18 protein-coding genes are annotated in these 18,721 nt (G+C 60.3%); 3 read left to right on the forward strand and 15 right to left on the reverse strand.

What is annotated here, in order from left to right:
- Positions 1–48: 48 nt before the first annotated feature.
- From KF821_05065 to lipA, 3 genes are read left to right on the forward strand one after another with little or no spacing between them, the layout of a single operon-like run.
- Positions 49–1,998, forward strand: coding sequence for a hypothetical protein (locus KF821_05065; GenBank protein ID MBX3005178.1), 1,950 nt, complete (start codon positions 49–51; stop codon positions 1,996–1,998).
- Positions 1,999–2,024: 26 nt separating this feature from the next.
- Positions 2,025–2,564, forward strand: a complete 540-nt coding sequence (gene ppa / locus KF821_05070) for an inorganic diphosphatase (protein ID MBX3005179.1) — start codon at positions 2,025–2,027, stop codon at positions 2,562–2,564.
- Positions 2,565–2,601: 37 nt separating this feature from the next.
- Positions 2,602–3,549 (forward strand): lipoyl synthase, encoded by a 948-nt coding sequence (gene lipA / locus KF821_05075; GenBank protein ID MBX3005180.1) that lies wholly within the window; start codon positions 2,602–2,604, stop codon positions 3,547–3,549.
- Positions 3,550–3,612: 63 nt separating this feature from the next.
- On the opposite strand, the gene KF821_05080 is transcribed toward lipA, so the two are convergent.
- The 15 genes from KF821_05080 to ndhC are packed head-to-tail and all read right to left on the reverse strand — an operon-like array spanning position 3,613 to position 18,674.
- Positions 3,613–4,290, reverse strand: coding sequence for an HAD family hydrolase (locus KF821_05080; GenBank protein MBX3005181.1), 678 nt, complete (start codon positions 4,288–4,290; stop codon positions 3,613–3,615).
- Positions 4,291–4,324: 34 nt separating this feature from the next.
- Positions 4,325–5,773: an NADH-quinone oxidoreductase subunit N gene (locus tag KF821_05085; GenBank protein MBX3005182.1), complete on the reverse strand. Its 1,449-nt coding sequence runs from the start codon at positions 5,771–5,773 to the stop codon at positions 4,325–4,327.
- Positions 5,774–5,779: 6 nt separating this feature from the next.
- Entirely contained in the window at positions 5,780–7,288 is a 1,509-nt protein-coding gene (locus KF821_05090) for an NADH-quinone oxidoreductase subunit M (protein ID MBX3005183.1), read from the reverse strand.
- A 10-nt stretch (positions 7,289–7,298) separates the two neighbouring features.
- Positions 7,299–9,380, reverse strand: coding sequence for an NADH-quinone oxidoreductase subunit L (locus KF821_05095; GenBank protein MBX3005184.1), 2,082 nt, complete (start codon positions 9,378–9,380; stop codon positions 7,299–7,301).
- Between the two features lies 1 nt (position 9,381).
- The gene (gene nuoK / locus KF821_05100; GenBank protein MBX3005185.1) at positions 9,382–9,684 is read right to left on the reverse strand and encodes an NADH-quinone oxidoreductase subunit NuoK; all 303 of its coding nucleotides are present in this window, start codon (positions 9,682–9,684) and stop codon (positions 9,382–9,384) included.
- Positions 9,681–10,205, reverse strand: a complete 525-nt coding sequence (locus KF821_05105) for an NADH-quinone oxidoreductase subunit J (protein MBX3005186.1) — start codon at positions 10,203–10,205, stop codon at positions 9,681–9,683. Before KF821_05105 ends, nuoK begins: the two co-directional genes overlap by 4 nt.
- A gap of 15 nt (positions 10,206–10,220) precedes the next feature.
- Positions 10,221–10,730 carry an NADH-quinone oxidoreductase subunit NuoI gene (gene nuoI, locus KF821_05110; GenBank protein ID MBX3005187.1) on the reverse strand — a complete coding sequence of 170 codons (510 nt, stop codon included), beginning with the start codon at positions 10,728–10,730 and terminating at the stop codon, positions 10,221–10,223.
- A gap of 1 nt (position 10,731) precedes the next feature.
- On the reverse strand, positions 10,732–11,742 hold the full coding sequence (nuoH, locus tag KF821_05115; GenBank protein MBX3005188.1) for an NADH-quinone oxidoreductase subunit NuoH: 1,011 nt from the start codon (positions 11,740–11,742) through the stop codon (positions 10,732–10,734).
- A gap of 1 nt (position 11,743) precedes the next feature.
- Complete coding sequence (gene nuoG, locus KF821_05120; protein MBX3005189.1) at positions 11,744–14,278, reverse strand: NADH-quinone oxidoreductase subunit NuoG; 2,535 nt, start codon at positions 14,276–14,278, stop codon at positions 11,744–11,746.
- Position 14,279: 1 nt separating this feature from the next.
- Positions 14,280–15,575 carry an NADH-quinone oxidoreductase subunit NuoF gene (gene nuoF, locus KF821_05125; protein ID MBX3005190.1) on the reverse strand — a complete coding sequence of 432 codons (1,296 nt, stop codon included), beginning with the start codon at positions 15,573–15,575 and terminating at the stop codon, positions 14,280–14,282.
- Entirely contained in the window at positions 15,572–16,075 is a 504-nt protein-coding gene (locus KF821_05130; GenBank protein ID MBX3005191.1) for an NAD(P)H-dependent oxidoreductase subunit E, read from the reverse strand. The genes nuoF and KF821_05130 overlap by 4 nt, the downstream gene beginning before the upstream one ends.
- Positions 16,072–17,322: an NADH dehydrogenase (quinone) subunit D gene (gene nuoD / locus KF821_05135; GenBank protein ID MBX3005192.1), complete on the reverse strand. Its 1,251-nt coding sequence runs from the start codon at positions 17,320–17,322 to the stop codon at positions 16,072–16,074. The genes KF821_05130 and nuoD overlap by 4 nt, the downstream gene beginning before the upstream one ends.
- 5 nt (positions 17,323–17,327) lie before the next feature.
- Entirely contained in the window at positions 17,328–17,840 is a 513-nt protein-coding gene (locus tag KF821_05140) for an NADH-quinone oxidoreductase subunit C (GenBank protein MBX3005193.1), read from the reverse strand.
- A 4-nt stretch (positions 17,841–17,844) separates the two neighbouring features.
- Complete coding sequence (locus tag KF821_05145; protein ID MBX3005194.1) at positions 17,845–18,327, reverse strand: NADH-quinone oxidoreductase subunit B; 483 nt, start codon at positions 18,325–18,327, stop codon at positions 17,845–17,847.
- Positions 18,318–18,674 (reverse strand): NADH-quinone oxidoreductase subunit A, encoded by a 357-nt coding sequence (ndhC, locus tag KF821_05150; protein MBX3005195.1) that lies wholly within the window; start codon positions 18,672–18,674, stop codon positions 18,318–18,320. The genes KF821_05145 and ndhC overlap by 10 nt, the downstream gene beginning before the upstream one ends.
- Positions 18,675–18,721 lie beyond the last annotated feature (47 nt).

Here is an 18,721-nt window from a genome sequence, read left to right on the forward strand (position 1 = left end):
TAATCCTACGCTCGTACAATTCTCTCTGTAGAAGAATAAAATAAATACATGCTCGTGAAATTCAAAAAGCTTCCTTTCCCGCTATTCCTTGTACTGATCGCCATCGCCGCCTTTGGCCTGCTCATCCCTCGGCTCGGCTTCTACTGGGACGATTGGCCGCTGATCCTGCTGGCGCAGGAAGGCTCCCCCGAATTACTGCGCGGCTTTTTCAGCTACATTCGCCCGCTATCGTTTTGGACCTATTCGCTCACCATGCCCATCCTGGGCGTCACCCCTCTCCACTGGCATCTCTTCTTTCTAGGCCTGCGCATCCTGGCGGCGGCACAATTGTGGCTCACGTTGCGCACCCTGTGGCCGCGCGCAGATCAGCTGGCCGGCATGGCCAGCCTGCTATTTCTTGTCTACCCGTCCTTCAGCCAAGGTTCGATCGCGGTGGCCTATAGCCAGCATTTCATCGTATACAACCTGTGCATCTTTTCGCTGTATGCCATGCTGCGCTCACTGTCTGCGCAGCCACGGCGCAATCTCTGGCGGGCGCTTGCCATCCTGGCCGCCATCGCCCACCTGTTCACAATGGAATACTTCGCCGGCTTGGAACTGCTGCGTCCGTTGCTACTACTGGTCTGGTTCTATCCGCGCCATGGCTCCTTCAAGCAATCGTTGCTCAGCGCAGCACGCCAATGGCTGCCCTATCTGGCCGTCCTCGTGGGCTTTTTCATCTGGCGTACCACCCTGGTGATCCCTGAGGATCCCAACCGATTGGAATGGATCGGCATCCCCGCCTTCCTTCAAGCCACCCTGCAGAACGGGGTCAGGATGATCGTGGATGCCTGGGCAAATACCCTCAACGCCGCACTGATCGATTTCTCTAATCGCACCGCCATGTTCTCGCTGGCACTGGCCGCCATCACCGCCGCCACGTGCTTTGCCTACTTCCGCCTCCTGCCGGCAGAAGAGCAGCCCAGCCAGCAACCTGGCCGCCAGGCGGTATGGCTTGGCGCCGCCGGCATCGTGCTCAGCTTGCTGCCGATCCAACTCACTGGCCGCACGCTGCTGGGCGGCCTATTTGTCGACAGGTTCTCGTTGCCCGCTATGCTGGGGGCTGGCCTACTGCTCGCGGGTTTGTTGCACACCCTGGTGGCCAACCGCCTGCCGCGCATCCTGCTGCTGGCTACGCTGGTGGGGCTGGCCGCCGGCGCTCAGCTGCGCTTCGCCAATGAATACCGCTGGGATTGGGAAGAACAGCAACGCATGTACTGGCAGTTCTACTGGCGCGCCCCCAGCTTGGCCGCAGGCACCTCATTGGTTGGCCCCGAAGTGATGACTGCCTACACCAGCAGCTACGCAGCCGCCGCGGCGATCAATACGCTCTACCATGCCCCGATCTCGCCCACAGGCCAGGTTGACTACTGGGTTCTGGATTATTACGACAATCTCCTTAGCCACGAAGAAGACCTGGAGAGCGGCATCGAGCTCGATTTTCACATCAGCAATTTGCACTTCACCGCAGATGCGCACAAGCTGATCCTTTACGACAATTCCAATTATGGGCAATGTGTCTGGTTTCTAAACGAGATGGATCAGTACAACCGGCTGGCAGATCCCGCCATCAGCAGCATCGCCCCACTCAGCCAGCTGAGTCTCGCCTCCTCCGTTCCCGGGCCATTGCCCAATCCCGCCATCTTCGGTGCAGAGCCAGAGCATACCTGGTGCTACTACTTCCAAAAGATGGATCTGGCCCAGCAACAAGGCGAGTGGGATGAGGTGTTGGCGTTATGGGAAGAAAGTAAAGCCCAGGGCTATACCTCCAACCTGCAGTTTGGCCGTTTCCCTGCCGTGGAAGCCCTGCTGATGACCGGCCGCGAACAAGAAGCACGCCTGCTCAGTGCGGATATACTGCTCAAGCAGCCAGCCGCGCGAGACAAGCTTTGCCATGCCTGGAAAACATGGCGGCCCGATGCCCAGCTCCCGCAAGAACTTGCCGAGCCCGGCTGCTAGCCAGTCACCCTACGGGAGGGTTTAGCATGCGTTTAGAAGCCATCACTCACGGCCCCAATGTGCCGCATGAAGTCAACGTCATCATCGAAGTGCCCACCGGCGGTGAGCCGATCAAGTATGAATTCGACAAGCAGATCGGTGCTCTGGTCGTAGACCGTTTCCTCTACACGCCTATGCACTACCCGGGCAACTATGGCTTCATCCCCAACACCCTCTCCGGCGATGGCGATCCCTGCGATGTGCTGGTGGCCAACACCCGCGCCCTGATCCCCGGGGCGCTGATCCGCGTGCGCCCGATCGGCGTACTCATCATGCAAGACGAAGCCGGCCCCGACGAGAAGATCCTGGCCGTACCCGCGCCGCAACTCACCAAGCGCTACGCCCACGTATTCGAAGCCCACGATCTGCCCGCCATCACCCTGCAACAGATCGAGCACTTCTTCGCCCATTACAAAGATCTGGAAGAAGACAAGTGGGTCAAGATCCTCCGCTGGGGAGACGCCGCCGAAGCACGCCAAATGATCCAGCAAGCCTTTGAAAATTTCCAGTCTGCCAAGGCTGGCTAAGCCCACCGCCGCCAGCCCGCACAGGTAAAATAGTCACATGGTTGCTCCCACTCGAAATCGCATCCCGCTGGAAGATATCCAGTTGGCCCCCAAGCCTAGCCGCCGCCCGGATTGGATCCGCGTGCGCGCCCCAATGGGCGAGAGTTACGAGAACATCAAGCGCCTCATGCGCAGCAAAGCGCTGCACACCGTGTGCGAAGAAGCGATGTGCCCCAACATCGGGGAATGCTGGGGAGACGGCACCGCCACCTTCCTGATGCTGGGCGATGTCTGCACGCGCTCCTGTGGCTTCTGCGACATCAAGCGCGGCATGCCCAATGCGATGGACTGGGCCGAACCGCTGCGCGTGGCCCAGGCCGTCAAAGACATGGGCCTCAGCCACGCAGTCATCACCAGCGTCAACCGTGATGAGCGCGCCGATGGTGGCGCGCCGATCCTGGCCTTGGTGGTCAAGCGCATTCGCCAGATCCACCCCGGCTGCTCGATCGAATTGCTCATTCCTGACTTCAAGGGCAGCCCCGAGGCGCTCAAGATCGTGATGGATGCCCGCCCCGAGATCCTCAACCACAATGTGGAAACCGTGCCGCGCCTGTTCAAGAAGGTGCAGCCGCAAGACAATTACGCCTGGGCCGCGGCCACGCTGAGCAACGCCAAAAAGATGGACCCCGAAGTGCTGACCAAGAGCGGCATCATGCTCGGCCTGGGTGAGACCAACGAAGAGGTCAAAGCCGTCATGCGTGATCAGCGTGAGTGGGGCGTAGACATCCTGACCCTCGGCCAGTACCTGCAGCCCAGCAAGCAGCACCTGCCGATCGAGCGCTACGTCACTCCCGAAGAATTTGCCGATTTCAAAGCCTACGGCCTCAGCATTGGCTTCAAGTGGGTTGAAAGCGGCCCTCTGGTGCGCAGCAGCTACCACGCCGCCGATCAGGTGCGTGCGCTCAGCGCGGTGCACCGCAAGCTCTACGGCCAGGCCGCCGCCTAACCAGGCTCACAAAAACAAAAAGCCCGCAAAGATTGCGGGCTTTTTCATCAACAGTCTTTACGGCTATGCACGCCGTGCTTCCACGTGTGCAATCAACTCCACCAGGCTCATCGCATCCAGCGAAGGCAGGCGCAAATCCGCATGGTCCAGGGTCAGTTGCCCGGTAACCTGGTTTGGGATCGCCACGGCAAACACGCCAGCGGCATTCGCTGCCAGCACTCCATTGGGCGAATCTTCCAACACAATCGCCTCGTGCGGCGCAACGCCCAGCTCTGCCATCGCCAGAGTGTACAACTCCGGGTCTGGTTTGGTGCGCTGCACGTCGTCGGCGGTCTTCACCACATCAAAGCGATCATACAAGCCCAGGCGCGCCAAGTGGCCGCGCACCCAGTTCTCCGGCGAGCTGGAGGCCACCGCCAGCAGCAGCCCCAGATCCTCGGCGGCGTCCAGGTAATCGATTACCCCGGGCAACACCGGTTGCTCACTGATATTGCTCAGGTATTTTTGGCGGCGGTTCACCCAGATCTCTTCGCGGTCCACTGGCTTGCCGCTGAGATGCTCCAGATAGGTATAGGGGTCAAAGTCTGTGGCGCCATTGCCGCCCACGATCTGCCCCCAGGTTTCGATGGGCAGCTCACAGCCGTGGGCGCGGTAGACCTCCTGCCACGATTCGTAATCGGGCAGCTCCGTATCCAGGATCAAACCATCGAAATCAAATAACAGGGCGCGTATCTTCGCCATAAGGTAAGACTATAACCCAGAAGCGCAGTGCCGCTTAGAAGATTCTCAGCAACGCCTGGGTGGCCCAGGCTACCAGCGGCTCAGAGAAGATGAACAAGCCCACCGTAGCCAGTGCGCTCACCCCGGCGGTGAGGTTGAGCCAACGCTCGCTGTGCACCTCTGGCTCGCCATCCTGCATGAACATCACTACGATCAGGCGCAAGTAGTAATAGGCCGAGATCAACGAAGCCAGCGCACCCACGATCGCCAGCCACACGTAACCACCCTCGAGCACGGCGCGGAATAAATAGAATTTGCCCGCGAAGCCCAAGGTGGGCGGCACGCCGGTGAACGAGAGCATGAAGATCATCATCGCCACGGCCAGCGCCGGGCTACGGCGAAACAGGCCGGCATAATCACTGAACTCCAAGCCGCGGCCGAGGCTTTTCTCTACCGCCATCACCACCGCCCACGAGCCGAAACTGGCGAAGGTGAAGGCCAGCAGGTAAAACAAGGCCGAGGAAACTACATCAAAGCGCGCCGCATCGTTGCCATAGGCCACCACGGCCATCAAGATAAAGCCGGCATGCGAGATGCTGGAGTAGGCCAGCATGCGCTTCACATTATTTTGTTTGATCGCCAGCAGGTTGCCCACCAACAAAGTGGCCGTGCACATCACATACAGCACCGGGGTGATCTGCTCGCTGATCGAGGGGAACGCCACGACAAAGATGCGCAGCAGCGCCGCGAACCCGGCGGCTTTGGCACCCACCGCCATAAACGCCGTCACCGAGGTGGGCGCGCCGTCGTACACATCCGGCGTCCACATATGGAAGGGTACCGCCGCTACTTTGAAGCCCAGCCCGACCAGGATCAAGCCCGCGCCGAGCACCAGATAGATCGGGTAGGCCAGCCCGGCCGCCACCGCGGCCACAATGCCGCTCATCAGCGTGGTGCCGGTGGCACCATACACCAGGGCAATGCCATACACCAGAAAACCGCTGGCGAACGCGCCCAGCAGGAAGTATTTCAAACCGGCTTCTTCCGAACGGCTGTCTGGCCGTGCGATCGCCGCCAACACATACAACGGGATGGACAGCAACTCCAGCCCAAGAAACACAATGATCAGATCCGCGGCAGAAGCCATCAGCATCATGCCGCTGATCGAGAACAGCATCAGCACATAGTATTCAGGCTTGGCGATCTGCATGCGTTGAATGTAGCCGTAAGAGAGCGCCACACTCAGCACGCCGCCCAGGATCAATACCAGATTGATGAAGATGGAGAAGCCATCCGTGACGAACATGCCCCCAAACGCATCGGCCTGCAGGCCCATCTGGCTCACCAGCAGGTACTCCGTCAGCAGCAGGCCGGCCAGCGAGAGCGCCGGCAGCAGCCCAGGGCGCCGGCCGGCGAACACCGCCACCAGCAGCAATACGCAGGCCCACACCACCAGAAAGACGATGGGCAGCGCAGTAATCAGGTCAGCAGATGAGAAGCTCATAGGTCCTTAGTGGATTGCCGCGGTCTGGAACAAAGTCACCAGTTGTTCCACCGCCGGGTGCATCAGGGCAAAGAAGGGCTTGGGATACAAGCCGATCCAGAAGATCACAATCAACAGCGGGATCATCACCGCCAGTTCACGCCAGCTCAAATCTTTGAGGGCTTCGTTGGCTTTCACCGTCACCGGCCCCAGGAACATCTTGTTGAACATGTAGAGGATATAGACCGCCGCCAGGATCACGCCCAGCGCCGCAAATACCGTAAACCAGATCGAGCCCAGCGCGCCGCCTTCGCCAGCGCCCCAGGCGCCCAGCAGAATGGTGAACTCACCCACGAAGCCGTTCAGGCCAGGCAGGCCCATCGAGGAGAGCGAGACGATCAGCGCCAACACCGCATACACCGGCATCACCTTCCACAGACCGCCAAACTCGCTGAATTCACGCGTGTGGCGGCGCTCGTAGATGAACCCGACGATCAAGAACAACGCACCGGTGCTGATACCGTGGTTGATCATCTGCAAAATAGCGCCTTCAATACCCTGAGCGTTCAGGGCAAACAAGCCCAGCATCACAAAACCCAAGTGGCTGATCGAAGAATACGCCACCAGCTTCTTCACATCCTTCTGGGAGTACGACACGATCGCGCCGTACACAATGCCGATCACCGCCAGCGTGGCCATTGCCGGGGCCAGCTCGATCGACGCCTGCGGGAAGAGCGGCAGGTTGAAGCGCAGGAAGCCATAGGTACCCATCTTGAGCAGTACGCCGGCCAGGATCACCGAGCCAGCGGTGGGCGCCTGCACGTGAGCATCAGGCAGCCAAGAGTGCAGCGGCCACATCGGCACCTTGATCGCAAAGGCGGCGGCGAACGCCAGGAACAGCCAGAACTGCGCCTCCGCCGGAATGCCGCCCATGGCGATCAGATCCGGCAAATGGAAGGTGCCCTGGTTGATGCCCAGCCACAAAATCGCCAGCAACATCAGGATCGAACCTGCCATCGTATAGAGGAAGAACTTGATGGCAGCGTACATGCGCTGGGCACCACCCCAGATACCGATGAGGAAGTACATCGGCACCAGCGTGAATTCCCAGAAGATATAGAAGAGGAACAGATCCTGCGCCAGGAACACACCCAGCATGCCCAGCTCGAGCAGCAGGAAGAAGACCATGAAGTCGCGCACGCGCTCTTCGACCGCATTCCAGGTGGAAAGAATGGCGATCGGCGACAGGAAGGTGGTCAACAACACCAGCAGAATGCTGAGGCCGTCAATCCCCATGGCGTATTTGATCGTCCAGCCTGCAGCCTGGATCCAGTTGTAGGCAAAGTCAAGCTGCAAGCCAGCTTCCTCGGCACGGAACAAGCTCAATACCCACAGCGAGATACCGAAGGTGAGCAATGAGGTGACCAACGCCACCCAGCGGCTGGCATTCTTCTGTTCACGCAAGAACAAAAGAACGAGTACGCCAACAAGTGGGAAAAACGTCAGCACATTCAGGGGTTGTAAAAGAAATTCCATTATTTCGTCCTCAGCTCGAAAAGACCAGGTATCCGATCATCAACACAACACCGAAAAAGACCATCAGGGCATAGTTGCGCACAAAACCGCTCTGCACGCTGCTCAACACCCGGCTGAGCCCATTGGCCAACGCGGCCAAGGCTCGCGAGATGCCATCCACCACGCCCAGGTCCACCGGCTCCGCCAGGAAGCGTGCAAAGCCGCGGAAGCCGCGCGCGATCAAGCTATCGTGCACCCAATCGTGCCAGAAGCGCCAATCCACCACATCCGCCAGGAAGGCGGCCAGGCGCCGGTAGGGCTGGATGATGGCAGCATCGTACAGCTCATCCACCCACCACTTGCGCTCCATGCCGGTGAACACAAATCCCAGGCGCCGCTTCAGCGGGTCGGCTTCGCCAGCCGCCAAGGGCTTGCGCCCATACAGCCGCCACGAAAGATAGATGGCCGCCAGCGCCAATACGGTGGAGAAGGTTGCCACCCCGAAGTTGAAGCTGGTGGGATGAGCGAACTCATGCCCCAGGGTGTGTTCCAGCCAGTGGGTCAGCGGGTGCAGCACGGGCATATTGATCAGCCCGCCCAGAATAGAAAGGGCCGCCAGAATGCCCAGCGGGATCAGCATGGTCAGCGGGCTTTCAACCGCTTCCTTGGCGGCCTTGGTGCGTGCCTCGCCAAAGAACACCAGCCAGATCTGGCGCCCCATGTAGAACGCGGTCAGGAAGGCAGCCGCGGTCAGCAACACCCATACGGGCAGATTGGCATGCAATGCGTCCGTCAAAATTTCATCTTTGGAGAAGAAACCCGCCAACGGCGGCAGGCCGGCCAAGGCCAGCGCGCCGATGAGGTACACGCGGTAGGTGGCCGGGATCTGCTTGCGCAGCCCGCCCATGTTGCGCATATCTTGCGGGTCAAAGGGCGCATGATGATCATCGTGATGCTCATCATGGTGTTCGTCGTGATGCCCATCCAAGGGATGGTGAGCACGTTCCACTGCCAGGATCACTGAGCCCGAGCCCAGGAACAACAGCGCCTTGAAGAAGGCATGCGTGATCAGATGGAACATGCCCGCCACATACGCGCCCATGCCGACCGCCGCCACCATAAAGCCCAGTTGGCTAATGGTGGAGTACGCCAGCACTTTCTTGATGTCGTACTGGCCCACCGCGATCGTCGCGGCGAAGAACGCAGTGATGCCCCCCACGATCGCCACCACGTTACCGGCATCCGGCACGGCAGCAAACAGCGGCGCCGAGCGCGTCACCAGATATACGCCGGCCGTCACCATCGTGGCGGCATGGATCAGCGCCGATACCGGCGTGGGGCCGGCCATCGCGTCCGGCAGCCAGATGTACAGCGGCAGTTGCGCCGATTTACCGGTGACACCGATCAGCATGCACAAGGTGATCGCCATGATGATGCGCGGATCGACGCTGGCGGCCTGCGGCAGCACCTGGTCAAAGGTCAGCGAGCCAAACGCCCAAAAGGTCAGGAACATGGCCAGCAAGAAGCCGAAATCGCCGACGCGGTTGGCCACAAACGCCTTCTTGGCCGCTTGCGAGTTCAAAATGCCCTTGTTGCCATCCGGGTTGCGCGCATACCAGAACCCGATCAGCAGGTAAGAGCACAAACCTACGCCCTCCCAGCCGACGAAGAGCATCAGGTAGCTATTGCCGCTCACCAGGATCATCATGGCGGCAATGAAGAGGTTCAAATACACGAAGAAGCGGTTGAAGCTTCCCGGGTCTTCTTTGTAACGCACGTCATAGTGCATATAGCCGGCGGCGTAGATATGGATCAGCGTGCCTACGCCGGAGACCACCAGCATCATCGTCACCGAAAGTGAATCGACGTTGAAGGCCCACGGGATCTGCAGGCTGCCGATGCTGATCCAATCCGCCAACGGCACGACCTGCCCGTGCGGGTGGGCCTGCAAGCTAAGGAACTGCAGCACCGCCACGCCGAACGCTGCCAGCACCGCCAGCGTGCCAACCACGGAGCTGAAGCGCTCCCCCAACCGGCGGCCAAAGGCCAGATTGATCACCAGGCCGATCAGCGGGAAAAAAACAATCCAGGGGACGAGTGCGAAGGCATCCATATTAGCCCTTGAGGTTACTCATTTCATCAATATCGATACTCTGGCGATTGCGGAAGATGATCACGATCAAGGCCAGGCCCACCGCCACCTCGGCGGCCGCCACGGCGATCACGAAGAACACGATCACCTGGCCACTGATCGCCTCGTTGGCGCGCGCAAAGGCCACAAACAGCAAATTGGCCGCATTCAACATCAATTCGATCGACATGAACACAATGATGGCATTACGGCGGATCAACACACCCAACGCGCCCAGCGAAAACAAAATGGCCGAAAGGGCAAAGTAATACGAGATCGGGATCATTCCTGGCCACCTGCACGCTTTTTGTCTTCTTTGACCAATACAATCGCACCCACCATCGCTGCCAGCAGCAGGATCGAGGTGACTTCAAACGGCAGCAGGTACTCACTAAACAGCAGCATGCCGATGGCCTGCGGGTTGCCGTAGTCCGAGGCGGCCGGCTGCAGCACCGTCAGCAGGTCACTCCGCGTAAAGATCAAATAGGCGCTTTCGGCCAGCAACACCAGCGTCAGCAGCATCGCCAGCGGGCGCTGCCAGCCGCGGCGCGCGGCATGCTGGATATGCTCGGCGCCCAGCAGCATGATCACAAACAAGAACAGCACCATGATCGCGCCGGCATACACGGTCACCTGCGCCATGGCAATGAACGGCGCCCCCAGCAGCAGGAAGAACACCGCCACCGTGGCAAAGTTCAAGATCAGGAACAACGCCGAATACACTGCGTTGCGGCTGAACAACATGCCCAGCGCCGCGCCAATCGCCACGGCAGCCAGAACAAAGAAGAGAATTAGTTCACCATTCATGTCAGCACTCGTTCATTATTCCGGGTTCTTCATCACCGGGATCGAGCGGTTGAAGGTGCCCGGCTCCACTTGCTGCGGGGTCGGCTGGCCGCCCGGCGGCACCGGCACCAGTAGCTTCTCGCGGGTGTAGATCGATTGCGAGCGATCGGTAAAGGTCAACTCGTAGTTGTCGCCCAGCACGATGGCCTGCGTCGGGCAGGCATCTTCGCAATAGCCGCAGAAGATGCAGCGCAGCATATTGATCTCATAGGTGCTGGCATAACGCTCACCGGGCGAGAAGCGCTGCGCGTCGGTATTCTCGGAAGCCTCAACAAAGATGGCATCCGCCGGGCAGGCTGCCGCGCACAGGGCGCAGCCAATGCAGCGCTCCAGGCCGTTCTCATAGCGGCGCAGTTCGTGGCGCCCTTTGAAACGCGTGCGTACCGGGCGCTTTTGTTCGGGGTATTGGTAGGTCTGGCGGCGCTTAAAGATCTGCTTGCCGGTCAGCCACATACCCCTGGCAATTTCGAAAATTCCTCTCAGCATCTTACAGTCCCAACGCCACAATCACCACAGCGGTGATGAGCACATTAAACAAGGCGAGCGGTAACAGAACCTTCCAGCCAAAGGCCATCAGGCGGTCATAACGCAAACGTGGGAAGGTGGCACGGATCCAGATCATCACGCCCAGGCTTGCCACGATCTTCAAGAAGAAATACAGCGGCCCCAACACCGGCAACTGATCGACGAACGGGCCGCGGTAGCCGCCCAGGAACAAGCTGGCGAAGATGCCGCTCACCGCGGCCATCTTGATGTACTCGCCCATGAAGAACAGCGAGAATTTCATCCCCGAGTATTCCGTGTGGTAGCCGGCGGTCAGCTCTTGTTCCGCTTCAGGCATGTCGAAGGGCGCCCGGTTGACTTCGGCCAACATGGCGATGTAGAAGATGATCGCGCCCAGCGGCTGATAGATGATGAACCACACATTGCGCTGCGCATCGATGATATCGGTCAGGCTCATCGAACCGGCGATCAGGATCGGGCCAATGAAAGCCAGGCCCAGCGCCAGTTCGTAGCTCAACATCTGCGCCGAGGAGCGCAAGCCACCCAGCATCGAGTATTTGTTGTTCGAGGCCCAGCCGGCCAGCACAATGCCGTACACCGAGATCGAGGCCACCGAAAGAATGTACAGCACGGCCACATTGATATCGGCAATGTGCAGCGGCACCATGCGGCCAAAGAAGTTGATCACATCGCCCCACGGCACCACCGCCATGATCACCAGGGCGGGCACCACAGTGAGGATCGGGGCCAACACAAAGACAAACTTATACGCTTCCGCCGGGGTGAACTCTTCCTTGAAGATGAGCTTTACACCATCGGCGGCCGGTTGCAGCCAGCCGCCCGGGCCGGCGCGGTTGGGACCAATGCGCAACTGGATCAGCGCGGCCAGCTTGCGTTCATAGAACGTGGTGTAGGCAAAGCCGGTAAGCAGGATGAATACGAGCACTATGCTCTTGATCACCCATTCCAGCACCAGCGCCCAATCAACAACCATCTCAGGCCTCCACTTTCAGTGCATACGGGCCGCTGATCGGCAAGCCCAGGCTGCGTGGAATGAGCACCGTGCCGCGCGGCAGGCTGTTGTCTACATAGGCCGTCACTGCCGCCTGCACGCCGTTCACCGTCACCTTGGTGGCCTGGCCGTGCTCGAGGCCCAGCGCCTCGGCATCCTCGGGGTTCAGGGTCACCTGCGCCGGCTGCAAGCGATTGTGCAGCAGGGTGGATTTCGAGATCATGTTGCCGTGGTCATACAGCTTGGTTACCGGCACGGCCAGCAAGCCATCCGCGCGGGCGCGTTCGAAGGGTTGTGCAAACGAGAGCACTGGCGTTTCGCCGCGCTCGGCCGCCGTGGGCACCTGCACGCCCAGGCCGCTCTTGTTGTCGTAGGTGGTGCCACCGTAGTACACATCGGCACGGCCAATGATCGGCCACTGCTCGGTGACTTCGGCCAATTGCTGCATGCTCAACCCGGCGTAGGCCGCATAGCCCTGCGCCACCTGGGCGAACACGCGCCCGGCGCTCACGGCTTCCAGACTGCTGCCCAGCAACTGGGCCAACTGGGCCGCGATGGTGAAGTCAGCCCGCGTGCCCTCGACGGCAGGCACCGCCGGGTAGGCGCGCTGGACGCGGCGCTCACCCGAGGTGTAGGTAGCCTCACGTTCGGTAAAGGCCTGGGCCGGCAGCACTACATCGGCGGCTTGCGTCGTCTTCGTGGCGGCCAGTTCCTGCACCACCACGAACTTGGCGCTCTCCACGGCGGCGGCCAGTTGCGGGTCATCGCCGCTCGGGTCCACCCCCACCAGATACAGCACTTCGGCATCCTTCATCAGCGCCGCCAGATCGCCGCTCGGGCGCAAGCCCTGTTCCCAGGCGCCCTGCAGGTTGCCCTTCTCCCACACCGCCACCAGGCCATTGTTGGGCTTGCCCACATGGCCGGTAGCGATCAGCAGATTGGCAGCCGCGGCGGCCAGCGATTCGGAGGCAGCCAGATCGGTGCCTTCGCTGCCGTAGAAGACCACCAGGTTTTGCGCTTCAGCAATATCCTTGGCGGCGGCCTTAATTTCTTCCTGGGTCATCAAGCGCTTGACCGTTTCGGTTTGCTCGGGGCGCTTGGCGGAGATGCTGTCGATCAAGGCGTGCACCGCCGCGGCTTCTTCGCCGTAGCTGTAGCGCACCACATGCGTGGCCTCGCGCTCCAGCTTGGTGCGGCGCGGGGTAGCGACGATCAGCGTAGCGCCGCGCTCGGCGGCCTGCTTGATGCGTAGCCACCACACCGGCGCCTCTTCTTCGAGGTCGCTGGCCACCACCAGGATCACACTGCCCTTGCCCAGCGCAGACAGGTTGCTGCCCTGGCCCAAACCAACCTGGCTCACCAGGTCGCCGCCGGCCATGTGGCTGTACAGCGCGATCTGGCCCTTGGCTGCCTCGGTGAAGGCCTTGAGGTTGAAGTAGTCTTCGTTGCTCAAGCCACCACTCACCACGGTGGTGAGCTTGCCGCCGGCTTTCTTGACCTTGTCGGCGACGGCCGCCAAGGCCTCATCCCAACTGGCCGCTTCCATTTGATTGTTCTTGCGTAGCAGCGGCTGCGTCAGGCGGTTGGCCGCTTCCGTATATTGGTAGACAAAGCGGCCCTTATCGCACAGCCAGATCTCATTCACCATTTCGTTCTGGCGCGGCATCACGCGCTTGACCACCGGCTTGCCGCCGGCCTTGGCCTCGCGGCGCGTGTTGAGCGTGGTGTTGCAGTTCACCGGACAGTGCGTGCAGATCGAAGCCACCGGCTTGAGCTCCCACGGGCGGGCGCCAAAGCGGAAATCCGCCGTGGTCAGCGCACCCACCGGGCAAATGTCGGTGGTGTTGCCGGACCAGTACGAGTCGAAGCCCGGGTCCGAGAAAGTCACGATCTCCAGCTTGCGGCCGCGCTCGTTGAAGCCGATCACCGGGTCATCGGCGATCTCAGTCTGGAAGCGCGTGCAGCGCGCGCACTGGATGCAGCGCTCACGGTCGAGGTAGATCAAATCACCCAGCGGCACGTGCTTATCCAGGTGAATCTTTTCGTCATACAAGTAACGCGATTGGCCCGGCCCAAAGCGCATGGTCAGGTTCTGCAGCGGGCACTCACCACCCTTATCGCAAATCGGGCAATCCAGCGGGTGCGAAGTGAGCAAAAACTCCAGCACTTCGTTGCGCGCGTCTTTCACCTTCTCGGTGTAGCCGCGCACCACCATGCCCTCGCTCACCGGCACGGTGCAGCCGGTCTCGAGCTTGGGGCCAAACTGGATCTGCGGCAGGCCATCCTCGCCGATGGCGGGTTGGCCGGTGGCCCGATCGATCACCGGGCGGCCCACTTCCACCAGGCACATACGGCACATGCCCACCGGTTCCATCTTGGGGTGGTAGCAGAAGACAGGAATATCAATGCCGGCGCGCTTGGCGGCATCCACCACCAGAGTGCCCGGCGCTACGCTGATCTGCTGTTCATCAATGGTCAGCGTGACCAATTTTTGTTGGGTGGTATCGGCAACGGCCATCTTAGTTGCTCACTTGCTCTTTCAGGTCAGCCTGGGCCGGCGCGCTCAGCGGCGCGCCCACCTTGGCTTCAAAATCACTGCGGAAGCGAGTGATGCTGGAGATCACCGCTTCGGTGGAAAAATCGCCCAGGGCGCACAAACACTTGCCCTTTACGTTGCTGGCCACATCCTGCAGCATGATGACATCATCCCAGGTGGCCTGGTTGTGGTGAATGCGCTCGGTCAAGTGGCGCATCCAATAGGTACCTTCACGGCACGGGGTGCACTTGCCGCACGACTCGTGCTGGAAGAAGTGCATGGTCTTGTTGATCAGCCAGTCCATGCTCACCGTCTCGTCCACCACGATGATGGAAGCCGAGCCGAGCATGGCGCCCACGCTGGGCACGCTTTCGTAATCCATCGGCGTATCCAACGCCTTGTCATCCGCCACGATCAGCGAAGACGAGGCGCCGGCCGGCATGATCGCTTTGATCGCATGCCCATCCAGAATGCCGCCGCCGTGGGTATAGATCAACTCGCGGAAGGTGGTGCCCAACGGCAATTCATAGTTGCCCGGCTTGACTACATGGCCAGACAAGCTGAAGATCTTGTTGCCCGGGCTCTTCTCGGTGCCAAAGCCACGGAACCAATCGACACCCTTATGCACGATCATCGGCACATTGGTGAGCGTTTCCACGTTGTTCACGATCGTTGGCTTGCCATACAAGCCAAAGCTGGGCGGGAACGGCGGGCGCAGCCGCGGCTGGCCCAACTTGCCCTCCAGCGATTCGAGCAGCGCGGTTTCCTCACCGCAGATATACGCGCCTGCGCCCAAATGGGTGTAGATGCGCAAGTTGAAATCGCTGCCAAACAAGCCATCGCCCAGCAAGCCGTCTTTTTCCATCTCGGCAATGCAAGCATCCAGGTGAGCGGCCAATTCCCAAAACTCACCGCGCAGATAAATATAGGCCGCGTGGGCGCCCACCGCGTAGGCGCACAGCATCACGCCTTCCAGGAACTGGAACGGATTGCGCTCCATGATCTCGCGATCTTTGAAGGTGCCCGGCTCAGATTCATCCGCATTGACCACTACATAGTGCGGCCAGGCGTTCTTATCAATGAACGACCATTTCATGCCGGTGGAGAAGCCGGCGCCACCACGCCCGCGCAGGCCAGACGCCTTGACCAGCTCAATCAGCTCGTCTGGCTGCATGCCGGTCACCGCTTGCTTGATCGCCTCAAAACCAGCCTGCTGGCGATACCCGGCCAGTTGGCCGATCTCGGGGAATTCGCGATGCCGCAGAAGGATCTCGTTCATTTGCCTTCCTCCTTGCGCCATTCATCCACCAGGGCAATCGTGCTCGCCACCGTCTGGTTCTCGTGATAGCTGATGCCCTCCGCGCTCTGCACCTGGAACATCGGCGCCTTGTCGCAGGCCGCCAGGCACATCACCGCTTCCACGCTCACCACGCCATCTTCAGTCGTCTCGCCGGGCTTGACGCCCAGGTGATCACACACGCCATCCAAAAATGCATCGGCACCGCGCAGCGCGCAGGGCAGATCGTTGCAGATCTGCAGGCGATATTTGCCGCCCGGCTTGTCATGATACAGCGTATAGAACCCAACAATGGAAGAGACTTCCGTCGCCGAGATGGCCAGCAGCTCGCCGATCTGGCCGAGGTGCTCGCGGGTAACGTAGCCGTGCTCGCGCTGGGCTACATACAGCAAAGGCATCACCGCCGAGCGCTTTTGCTCCGGCGGGTACTTCGCCAGGATCTCATCGATCTCCTGGCCGTATCGCTCGCGTAGCGGATTCACCGGTCGGTATCTCCCAACACAATATCGATGCTACCGATGATCGCCACCAGGTCGGCCACATAGCAGCCTTGCGAGATCTTCGGCAGAATTTGCAAATTGACGAACGAGGGCGTGCGCCAGTGGCAGCGATACGGCTTGGGGCCGCCGTCGCCTTCCAGCAAAACGCCCAGTTCCCCACGCGGGGATTCCACCGGCAGGTACACCGAATTCTTGGGGGCCGGGAAGCCTTCGGTCCACAACTTGAAGTGGTGGATCACGGCTTCCATGCTCTCGCCCAGTTCAGCGCGCGGTGGCGGCACAAACTTACGATTGTTGCTGCGGAACGGGCCACTGGGCAGCGTATCCAGCGCCTGGGTAATGATCTTCAGCGATTCGCGCAGCTCACGCATGCGCACCCGATAGCGGGCGTATACATCGCCCTCTGCTTCGGTGCACACCTCAAAGTCATATTGCTCATAGCCGCTATACGGCTCCGCTTTGCGCAGATCATAGGCTACGCCCGAACCGCGCAGCGAAGGGCCAGTGATGCCCCAGGCAATGCCCTCGGCGCCGCTGTAGACGCCAATCCCCTTGGTGCGATCGAGGAAGATCGGGTTCTTATCCAGCAGGCCTTCGTAGAGATCAATCTCGGCCGGGAAGCTGCTGACGAAATCGCGCACCGCCTGGGTGAACTCAGGGGTGACGTCACGCCACAGGCCACCGGGGCGGAAGTAGGTGGTCATCATGCGCTGGCCGGCGCACATTTCCATAATGTCGAGGATGCGCTCGCGCTGGTTGAAGCAATAGAAGAACATCGACATCGCCGCCAGGTCCAGCGCGTGGGTTGCCAGCCACACCAGGTGCGAGGCGATGCGTTGCAACTCGGCAAAGATCACGCGCACCGTCTGGGCGCGCGCCGGCACATCCAGATCCACCAGCTTTTCCACGGCCAGGCAGTAAGCCAGGTTGTTACCCATCGTATTGAGGTAATCCAGGCGGTCGGTCATTACCTCGGCCTTCTCATACGTCTTGGCTTCCATATTCTTTTCGATACCGGTATGCAGAAAGCCGATATCCGGAATGCAATTGACGACGATTTCGCCGTCCAGCTCCAGCAGCAAACGCAGCACGCCGTGCGTGCTGGGGTGCTGCGGGCCCATGTTGAGCAGCAGGGTTTCGCCAGTATGCGCACGCGCCGAAACCAGATGTTTCAGCTCATCCGCAGTGATCTCCATCTGAGAGACGTTCATCGGTTGCGAAGCGTTCATAGGGTTTAGTCCTGCGGGCGCGGCTTGCGCTGATCGATCTCTTCGAAGTTGAAGCTGAACTGCACTTCTTCGTAGCCCAGCGGGTAATCCTTGCGCAGCGGGTGCCCCACCCAGTCGGCCGGCATCAGAATGCGGCGCAGATCCGGGTGCCCGGTGATGTGGATGCCAAACATGTCCCAGAGCTCACGCTCGTGCCAATTGGCATTCGGGAACACCTCAGTCAGCGAGGGCAGTTGCGGCTCATCGCCGTCCAGCGGCACGCGCACTTCAAAGCGCAGGTTCTGGGTCAGATTTTTAAACTGGTACACCGCGTGAAAGCGCGGCTGGCGCTGCGGCCAGTAATCCACCGCGCTCAGGCTAGCCAGCATGGCGAAACCATGCGTATCCCGCAGGCTGCGCGCCGCCGCCACGATGTGCTCGGCGGCCAGCAGGGCGCGCGGCTGCCCGCGAAACTCGCTGATCTCTGCACCGAACGCGCGTTGCAGCGCGTCCATCACCGCTTGGAGTTCTGCGTTCATGCGCTTACGCCCAGTCCTTAAAGGTCTCGCCCTTGATGCGCTCGTGCAGGGTCATAATGCCGTGGATCAATGCTTCCGGGCGCGGCGGGCAGCCAGCCACATACACATCCACCGGCACGATCTCATCCACCCCCTGCACGATGGCGTAGTTGTTGAATACGCCACCACAGGAAGCACAATCACCCATCGAGATCACCCATTTGGGCGAGGGCATCTGGTCATACAAACGGCGCAATACCGGCGCCATCTTGCGGCTCAAACGGCCCGCCACGATCATCAGATCCGCCTGGCGGGGAGAGGCACGCATCAGTTCCATACCAAAGCGGCTGGCATCGTAATCAGCGCCTTGCGAAGCCATCATCTCGATGGCGCAGCACGCCAAACCAAACAGCATCGGCCACATGGCGCGCGTGCGGCTCCAGTTCACCACCTGTTCCAAGGTGGTGGTGACGATGCCCATATTGCCAAGTTTTTGCTCTATTCCCATTCCAGCGCGCCTTTCTTCCAGGCGTACACATAGCCAACCAGCAGGATGGCGATGAACACAAACATTTCGATCAAACCGAAAACACCCAGCTGGCGAAAAACCACCGCCCAGGGCAGGAAAAAGACGACTTCAATGTCAAACAGGATGAACAGGACCGCGATCAAGTAGAAGCGCACCGGCATACGCCGGGTGCCTGGGCCAATCGGGCGCATACCCGATTCGTAGGGAGCCGTCTTGCGGCTATCCGTACGGCGCGGGCCAATGATGTTGCCGATGATCACGATCAACACCGCCAACCCCGTGGCGACAATCAACAGTACAGCGATAGGTAGGTAGTCTTGCAACATAGGTAGTTGCCTACAATGCTAAACCAGAGCGAATATTCTGATGATTG

It is taken from the genome of Anaerolineales bacterium (assembly GCA_019637755.1).
Lineage (GTDB): Bacteria > Chloroflexota > Anaerolineae > Anaerolineales > UBA11579 > JAMCZK01.